The sequence below is a fragment of the Clostridia bacterium genome, assembly GCA_026414765.1.
Taxonomy (GTDB): Bacteria; Bacillota; Clostridia; order Acetivibrionales; family DSM-27016; genus SKW86.
On the sequence record JAOAIJ010000025.1, the window covers coordinates 45,871 to 54,641 of the forward strand.

The window sequence follows — 8,771 nt, forward strand, 5'->3', positions numbered from 1 at the left end:
GGGCTGAAGAACTTGACTGAAAGGTATATTCCGGATTTATCGGATACCTTGCTGGCAAGCCTTCTATAAAGCGCGATTCTGTTGCGCTTTATATTTTTTTTCAAGTATGGTAGACTATAAGCATTAATAATGAAAAATTTTTATTTATTTATTACAGGTGATTATATGAACTATGGATTTGTAAGGGTTGCAGCCGCTGTTCCTAAGCTGAGAGTAGCTGATTGCGGATTCAACACGGAAAATATCATGAAGCTTATAGATGAAGCAGTTGAAAAAAAGGCTCAAATAGTAGTCTTTCCCGAACTGTCTGTTACAGCATATACATGTGGGGATTTATTTCATCAGGATACGCTGATAAAAGAAACTGAAAGATATCTTTTGGAAATCGTAGAGTATTCAGAAAAATACGGTATAGCTATTATCATAGGTTTTCCATTGAGGAGTGACAACCAGCTTTTTAATTGCGGAGCTGTGATACAGAGCGGCAAATTGCTTGGAATAGTGCCAAAAACCTACATACCTGCCTATAGCGAGTTCTATGAGGAGAGATGGTTTGCTACCGGAACAAAAGCTTTAAAAAACAGCGTCTTAATAAAAGGGCAGCAAGTACCTTTTGGTACTGACATAATTTTTGAGGCTGAAGGTAATTCTGATATATGTTTTGGACTGGAGATATGTGAGGATCTATGGGTTCCTGTTCCTCCAAGTTCTTTACAGGCAATGGCGGGTGCTACTATCCTGTTTAACCTGTCTGCAAGTAATGAAGTAATAGGAAAATACGAGTACAGAAAAAATCTTGTAAAACAACAGTCTGCAAAGTGTTTTGCAGGATATGTCTATACTTCATCGGGGATTTGCGAATCATCAACTGATGTTGTATTCGGAGGACATGTGCTGATTGCGGAGTATGGGAGTATACTGGCGGAGTCGGAAAGGTTTTCGGTTGATGAACAGCTCGTAATAGCCGATATAGACACGGCTAGGATAATAAATGACAGGTGTAAAAATACCAGTTTTATGGAATTTAGCCAGTTAACAGGTTACAGAAGAATAAGATTTGATTTAGCTGACTTTTTAGCAGATAAGCTGGAGAGATATATTGATCCTCATCCTTTTGTACCTTCAAATCCCTCAACAAGAGATGAAAGATGTAAAGAAATTTTTGCCATACAAACTTCAGGTTTGGGAAAAAGATATGCCCATACCGGTTTAAAAAATGCAGTAATAGGGATATCAGGCGGATTAGACTCTACCTTAGCGCTTCTGGTTACAGTAAAAACTTTTGATATACTTAAGGTTGACAGGAAGAATATTATTGCAGTAACAATGCCAGGATTTGGAACCACAGATACTACTTACACAAATGCTATTGAGTTAATGGAATCAATGGGGGTCACTATACGGGAAGTAGATATTAAGCCTTCCTGTATTCAGCATTTTGAGGATATAGGGCATGATGTCAAACAGCATGACGTGACATATGAAAATGTACAGGCCCGTGAACGTACACAGATACTTATGGATATAGCAAATAAAATCGGGGGATTGGTAATCGGTACCGGGGATTTGTCCGAGCTTGCGCTTGGATGGTGTACCTACAATGGTGATCATATGTCGATGTATGCTGTAAACTGCAGCATACCCAAGACGTTAGTAAAATTCCTTGTCCAATGGGTTGCGGATAATATTGTAGAAAGTCGGACAAAAGATGTACTATATAAGATTCTGGATACACCTATAAGTCCGGAACTTCTTCCACCAGATCCGTCGGGAAAAATAAAGCAGAAAACGGAGGATATTGTGGGTCCATATGAACTCCATGATTTCTTTTTGTATCATATGGTCAGGTATGGTGCTTCACCACGGAAAATTCTGTTTCTGGCCTGCCAGGCGTTTAACGGTAAATATGATACTGAATCAATAAAAAGCTGGCTTAAGGTCTACTATAAAAGATTCTTCAGCCAGCAGTTCAAACGCTCATGCCTGCCGGACGGTCCAAAAGTAGGTACTATCAGCCTGTCTCCAAGAGGTGATTGGAGAATGCCCAGTGACGCAGCAGTTGATCTTTGGATAAAGGAGTTGGAATAAATCCTTACTGTAAAAGTATTTTTAAATATACCATAAATTTCTCTTGACAAAACACTCTATCTGCCTTAAAATATTCAATGTGTCTCGGGAGACGTAACGTGTTTAACTAAATGTTTTACGGGATATTTATAAGTGGTGGATGTAGCTCAGTTGGTTAGAGCGCCAGATTGTGGCTCTGGAGGCCGTGGGTTCGACCCCCATCATTCACCCCACTTACATAGAGGTGATAAGTTGTGAAATTAGTTCCGGCTTTTCACTTCTTAATTATTGGGATGTAGCCAAGCCGGTAAGGCACCAGACTTTGACTCTGGCATTTCGTTGGTTCGAGTCCAGCCATCCCAGCCACATAGACGCGAGAGCGTCTAATGTTAGGGCCATTAGCTCAGTTGGCAGAGCACTTGACTTTTAATCAAGGTGTCCCGCGTTCGAGTCGCGGATGGCTCACCAAGAACCGTGATTTCCATTATGGAAATCACGGTTTTTCTTTTTCTTTCTGTTGTATTGCTGGCAATTATATTTTTAGTTATACACTTTATAATTATTATCTCAGATGCAAAGTCAATTCTTTTGTTGAACCAAGGCGTATTCAGCCAAAAAACTGAACACTGCATATTCCTATATATTAAATATATGATATACTGTATTGGGTTGTTTTTCTCCAATTTGTAATCAGCTGAGATGGGGGACGGAATTTTGAATAGAACTAGAATCGGTTCCAGCAGTAAGAACTATTATTTACTATTAATTCTGGTTTTTACAGGTTTTTTGGTCTTTGGTTTTTCTGAAAACATCAAAGGGCCTGCTATTCCACGTATGCAAGCTGATTTTTCACTAGATGAAATGCAGGTAGGACTACTGCTGTCATTCAACTCTACGGCATATTTGCTTGCATGCAGCTTCACAGGTCTATTGGTGAGAAGACTCGGGATTGGATTCTCAAGCATGTTGGCTTTTGGAACCATGACCGTTTCAGGAGTGCTCATATTTTTTTCTATTAACTACCCAATGCTTTCAGCTTCCTATTTTCTAATGTATCTTGGAAATGGAATGCTGGAGATAGGCCTAGGGGTGCTGGCAGCACGTATTTTTACAAAAAATACAGGTATGATGATGAACCTATCCCATTTCTTTTATGGGTTGAGTTCTACCGTGGCACCAATACTGGCCACTGTTCTGATGAGGGCCAATATATCGGGGAAGGCAATGGGATGGAACGGTATGTATCTGGTTATGCTGTCCCTGTCACTTATTCCTATATTTCAAGCTATTTTTGCAAAATTTCCAATTGATGAGACCAAGGAAGAAGAGCGCATGCCTATGAGAGAATACATGAGGGACTCGGCTGCCTGGCTAATTGTAGTCATACTTACCTTCGGCGTTGTTGCTGAAATTGCTGTTGGAGGATGGCTAGTCAACTTTCTTGAAAAGGTATATAAATGGAATATAACTTCGGCTTCAGCCATGCTTTCAGCCTTTTTTCTTGCATTTACATTGGCAAGGTTGATTTTGGGAGCTTTAACGGATAAGTTGGGATTTACTAAATCTCTCATTATATTTTCTGGGATATCGGGAGTTTTTACTATATTAGGTATAATATTGGGAGAAGGGTTTGCATTCCTTTTTGCTCTGGCTGGTGCAGGAATCGCACCAGTTTATCCTACAGTCATGGCTCTTTTGGCAAAACGCTATCCAAAAGACAGCGACACCGCTATCAGCTTTACAGTTACCCTAATGGGAATAGGGAATGTAGTAGGAAGTTTCTTAGTAGGTGCCATTATTGATATTTTCAAGAAAATCTTCACAGGAGTTTATGGACAAGATTTAGGCCTTGTAGTTGGAATGAAGGCGGGTTACGCATTCATAGGTCTATGTGCCTTGGTTTGTTCCGCAATGTCACTTGTCTTGTTGCGTTATTTGAGAAAGCGGAATGAAATATTGTAAATATTTTTGTAATAATATACCTTGGTTGAGGAACAATAACGTATGAAATAATACTATCAGGAGTGAGTATGGTTAACGTTTCATTTTTGAAAGGAGAATAGTCTTGTTACGTTATTATGCAGCCTTTTACACGCTTTTAGCTGTAATGTATATTGCTATCTTTATTAAACCACAACGAATAAAGCAGCTGCTACCTGTAGGCCTTTTATCGGCATTGGTCATTTTTTGTCAAACTTTATTCTTTAAACTAATAGGAGCCTATGGTTTTAATAACCCTATCTTACCGATATTTGGTGTTCCTATATTTGCGATTGCACTTGGTTTTTGTTATGGCATAATTGTAATGCACCATATGCCTAGGCAATTTCATAAAAAACTGCTTACAATAACTGTCTTTATCATTTTTACAAGATTGGCGGATATGTTTGCCACTTATACAGGCTATCATGTGCATTACAATTTTCACTGGTATAATGTAATTGTTCAGGATTTTGCTGCCACAAGCCTGATTGTATTTCTATCGGAAGGCATTTTTGGGAAGCGTATTCAGTTTCAATAATTTATCATAAAGGTTTATCAAATTATTTTGAGTTTTGAATAAAAATTTTACCAGACAAAATGTATCGAATTCATAAAACATACTGATTGATTGGAAATTGGTAGTGTTATAAAATGTATGCATGCTTTATATCTGAAATATATATTCTTAGAGGAGAAAACCGATGAGCGAGCTGCAGCAATCTAAACCTACCAATATATTTCAATCCTTTAGGATTCTGAAGGGGAATACTCGAGTATCTGTAATGTTGGAACCATTGTGGGGGATACCCTTTGTTCTGTACAATTTCTATCTGAGCCTTTATATGAAGGAATTGGGAGTAACTGATAAACAGATTGGATATATAATAGCAATCGGATTTATTGCGGGTACTATTTTTTCCATGTTTGGAGGTACAATAACTGACAGGCTCGGACGGAAGAAGACAACGTTCATATTCGATTTCATAAGCTGGCCAGGTGCCCTGATAATTTATCTATTTGCGAACAGTTTTTGGGTCTTTGCACTTGCTACTATTATAAATAGTGTTGTCAGGATAGTATCTGTGTCCTGGAACCTTATGGTTGTAGAGGATGCAGATGGTGAACAAAGAGTGGCCGCCTTCAATTTGCTCAGTATCATAAACATCTCAACTGGCGTTCTCATACCTCTTGCTGGAATTTTGGTCAATTCCTTTGGAGTGGTAAAGGCTGAAAGAGTGTTTTTGGTATTTGCCATTATAAGTATGTCAACGATGATGATTGTGAGAAACCGTTTGTACACAGAAACCGGTGTGGGTCAAAAAATAATTGATGAAAGAAGGAGCAATCCTGTAAAAAGGAGTATAAAGCATATTTTCCCTATAAAAGCAGCAAGGACCTTTATGAAGAGTCCTAAAGCAATATTGGTTGTATGCTTGTTTGTACTATTTAATTTATATATTCCGTTAGGTACTCTGAACAGATTGTATTTTGCACCGTTCATGACTGATGTATTGACGTTAAGCAAGCCCATGATATCCATTTTAGGTGGTGTATACTCTGCAGCATTATTTGTGGTATTTGTTTTTATAAACCCATTTATAAGCAAATTCAATAAGACCATTACTATGATACTTGGAATCATAATACAGGCAATTGCACTGGGGCTGCTTATCAGTATACCTAAAGACAGTATGATCTCAGCAGTGCTGTGTATAATGGTTTTTGCTGCGGGATTCGGCGTATTCAGGCCTCTTATAGATTCCCTTCTGGCTGAAGTAACAGAAGGGAACGAGAGGGCAGGAATATACTCCATTGTCAATACAGCCACTTGCATTGCCACTGCATTAATCGGGATCGTTTCAGGAAGCTTGTATGTTTTGAATCCAAAACTGTTGTATATCGTTTCGGTGGCAATACTGCTTATTTGTGTGATCATATTGATCTATGTTTATCGAGCAGATTTTAAAATCGAAAGTGATAAAAATGTTGGACTATAGATTATAGAAAAAAGCTTTTAATGAAACAACAGCTGGATATTCTGATGGGTTTGAGACTTCTGAATTTGTAAAAGATCTCGAAAATTTTCAAAAATTAAAATCGAAAATGAAAAATATTATTTACACTCTTATGCATTCTATTATATAATCAAATATATTTATATATTGGAGTTGATATGAATGCAGTATTTGAGAGTGGATAAAAATAAAAGATTCCTGATACTGGAAGATGGGACGCCTTTTTTTTGGCTGGGAGACACAGCTTGGGAGCTTTTTCACAAGCTTAGCCGTGAGGAAGCGGAAGTGTATTTGAAGGACAGGTATGAAAAGAAGTTCAATGTGGTGCAGGTTGTTGCATTGGCTGAGTTGGATGGATTGGAGATAGAAAATGCATATGGTAGAAAACCTCTTCTTAAAAATACAGAAGGAGTTTATGATCCTACAATGCCAGATCTGTCAGGAGAGTATCATTATTGGGACCATGTAGATCACATAATTGATATTGCTGAGTCACTGAACATTTATATAGCACTTCTACCTACATGGGGGGACAAATTCAATTTGTCATGGGGTAAGGGGCCAAAAGTATTCAATGGGGAAAATGCATTACATTATGGTAGATGGCTCGGTGAAAGATATAAGGATAAAAGAAATATTGTTTGGGTAATGGGGGGAGACAGGCCTTTGGAAAGGCCTGAACATTATGAAATTGTCAGAGCAATGGCAGAAGGGATAAAGCTTGGGGACGAAGGTAACCACATAATGACCTTTCACCCTGCTGGGGATACTTCATCGTCAAAATATGTACATAATGAGAGCTGGATTGATTTCAATATGATTCAGTCAGGTCATCATGCATTGGATATAGATAACTATAACAAGGTGAAAGTGGACTACGATCTTTCCCCAACAAAACCTGTTTTAGATGCAGAGCCTAGGTATGAAGATCATCCAATAAATTTCAAACCTGAGAATGGCCATTTTGTTGAATTCGATATAAGACAGGCTGCATATTGGGCTGTGTTTTCTGGAGCTTTTGGGCATACATACGGACATCATTCCATCTGGTGTATGTGCAAGGAGCCTGGAGAGTATTTTCCTTTGTATTGGAACAGGGCTATAAATAGACCTGCCGGTTCCCAAATGCGGTATGTAAAAACTCTGATAGAATCCAGACCATTTCTTGAAAGAATACCTGATCAAAGCCTTGTGGTTGATGAATACGAAGGAGCAGACCATTTGGCAGCAACTAGAGGTGTCAGCTATGCATTCATATACAGCCCAACAGGGAAAACTATAAAGGTGAATATGGGGAAAATCACCGGACATAAGGTTGTCGCCCACTGGTATGATCCCAAAACCGGGGAAGTTAGCTACATTGGAGAGTTTGAAAATGAAGGAGTAAAGGAATTTTATACTCCTACACGAGGAAGAGGGCAGGACTGGGTGCTTATGCTGGATGATGCTTCTGTTGAGTTTGTGGTGCCGGGGAATAAATAGTTTTTAAGGAAAACCGCTAGAACGGTATGATGTAGATGTATTATACCGTTCTAGCGGTTTTTTGATAAGAAAGCTTTCCTATACACACTGGGCGTCTGCCCGGAATGATCCTTGAACATGGAAGCAAACTGCGATTCGTTGGAAAAGCCGCACTCCTGGGAGATTTCCAAAATTGACAGATCGGTTTGTTCCAGCAACTTTGTTGCGTTTTTCAATCTTTTGCCGATTATATAGTTAATAGGAGAAAGGCCTGTGATTTCCTTGAATAGATGCCTGAATCTATGATAGCTGTAGCCTGAAAGCTCAGCCAGGGATTTCAGGTCTATTTGCTGGTTGTAATGCTCATCTATGTATCCTAAAATATAGGTGAAGTTCATACTTCTTTTATTGGACTGCTCATTCATTCTCTCGATTTCTATCAATAATTCGCCCAAAAGAAAATCCACTTTCAAATTGAAGTTTTTCCTCTGTTCCAATACTTCTTTTTTTATGTTTTTCAGATAATTATATATGTTTTTCTGAGGATCATCCATATATAATCCGTTTTTGAGGAAGGAGGTGATGTCGGATTTGAAGCCGATAAAGATTACATCAGTTTCCTCGAAATGGCTTTCATCATGAATGCAACTGGGTTTCATTATAGTAAAATTATTTGATCCATAGTTATACGTGTTTCCATCCATTGTAGTACAGCCCTTTCCATTCACATAGTAAACCAACTCATAACACTCATGCTTGTGGAATTCGATGTAATCGGATTGTCTTCTTAATGTGAAGTTTAGAAACTCGAGTTTTTGTTCCATAACCACCTACATAATAATAATTGTAAATAAAAACTTAGCCATATCATAGTATCATGAAGATGTAGATAGTGTCAAATGATGGAGTTGACAAGGGTGCATATTTTTCTTCTGACCCATGATATGGAAATTGCGTTGTGGAAAGCCTGTAGAGACATTTAATCCGAGTGAGGAAAGCAAAAATACTGTTTGAGCGTTAGCGAGTTTATTTTTGCCCGAACTGAATTTAATGGCTCTAAGGCTTGGCGCATAGCAATTGTAATATCATGGGTCAGATTAGAAAAATGCACCAAAGTTAAAATTTAAAATTGACATTTGCTTTTTCCAGTGTTATTATGTTATTAGCTTAGAGACTAGAAGAGATTAGAAAATTTAAAGACGAGACGAGATGAGATGCTGTCTCTTATACACATCTGACGCTGCC

Annotated in this window: 6 protein-coding genes and 3 tRNA genes; 8 read left to right on the forward strand and 1 reads right to left on the reverse strand. The window is 38.3% G+C overall.

Annotation, left to right across the window (positions count from 1 at the left end; genetic code table 11):
* Positions 1–165: 165 nt before the first annotated feature.
* The 8 genes from N3I35_10740 (at position 166) to N3I35_10775 (ending at position 7,547) form a co-directional block, all read left to right on the forward strand.
* Positions 166–2,088 carry an NAD(+) synthase gene (locus N3I35_10740; protein ID MCX8130564.1) on the forward strand — a complete coding sequence of 641 codons (1,923 nt, stop codon included), beginning with the start codon at positions 166–168 and terminating at the stop codon, positions 2,086–2,088.
* A gap of 135 nt (positions 2,089–2,223) precedes the next feature.
* A tRNA-His gene (locus N3I35_10745) sits at positions 2,224–2,300 on the forward strand.
* Positions 2,301–2,356: 56 nt separating this feature from the next.
* Positions 2,357–2,433 (forward strand) — tRNA-Gln (locus N3I35_10750).
* A gap of 26 nt (positions 2,434–2,459) precedes the next feature.
* Positions 2,460–2,535: transfer RNA gene (locus tag N3I35_10755), tRNA-Lys, on the forward strand.
* Between the two features lie 246 nt (positions 2,536–2,781).
* A complete protein-coding gene (locus N3I35_10760; protein MCX8130565.1) occupies positions 2,782–4,029 on the forward strand; it encodes an MFS transporter in 1,248 nt (415 codons plus the stop codon).
* Between the two features lie 103 nt (positions 4,030–4,132).
* On the forward strand, positions 4,133–4,588 hold the full coding sequence (locus tag N3I35_10765; protein MCX8130566.1) for a hypothetical protein: 456 nt from the start codon (positions 4,133–4,135) through the stop codon (positions 4,586–4,588).
* A gap of 163 nt (positions 4,589–4,751) precedes the next feature.
* Positions 4,752–6,047: an MFS transporter gene (locus N3I35_10770; protein ID MCX8130567.1), complete on the forward strand. Its 1,296-nt coding sequence runs from the start codon at positions 4,752–4,754 to the stop codon at positions 6,045–6,047.
* A 180-nt stretch (positions 6,048–6,227) separates the two neighbouring features.
* A complete protein-coding gene (locus N3I35_10775; protein ID MCX8130568.1) occupies positions 6,228–7,547 on the forward strand; it encodes a glycoside hydrolase family 140 protein in 1,320 nt (439 codons plus the stop codon).
* A 50-nt stretch (positions 7,548–7,597) separates the two neighbouring features.
* Here the strand turns inward: N3I35_10775 and N3I35_10780 are convergent, their stop codons facing one another.
* Positions 7,598–8,350 (reverse strand): AraC family transcriptional regulator, encoded by a 753-nt coding sequence (locus N3I35_10780; GenBank protein ID MCX8130569.1) that lies wholly within the window; start codon positions 8,348–8,350, stop codon positions 7,598–7,600.
* Positions 8,351–8,771 lie beyond the last annotated feature (421 nt).

What these genes read in the sequence shown, in the direction of transcription:
- N3I35_10775 (MCX8130568.1), top strand. Translation starts at nt 6,228, where the DNA reads ATGCAGTATTTGAGAGTGGATAAAAATAAAAGATTCCTGATACTGGAA.
- N3I35_10770 (MCX8130567.1), top strand. Translation starts at nt 4,752, where the DNA reads ATGAGCGAGCTGCAGCAATCTAAACCTACCAATATATTTCAATCCTTT.
- N3I35_10740 (MCX8130564.1), top strand. Translation starts at nt 166, where the DNA reads ATGAACTATGGATTTGTAAGGGTTGCAGCCGCTGTTCCTAAGCTGAGA.
- N3I35_10780 (MCX8130569.1), bottom strand. Translation starts at nt 8,350, where the DNA reads ATGGAACAAAAACTCGAGTTTCTAAACTTCACATTAAGAAGACAATCC.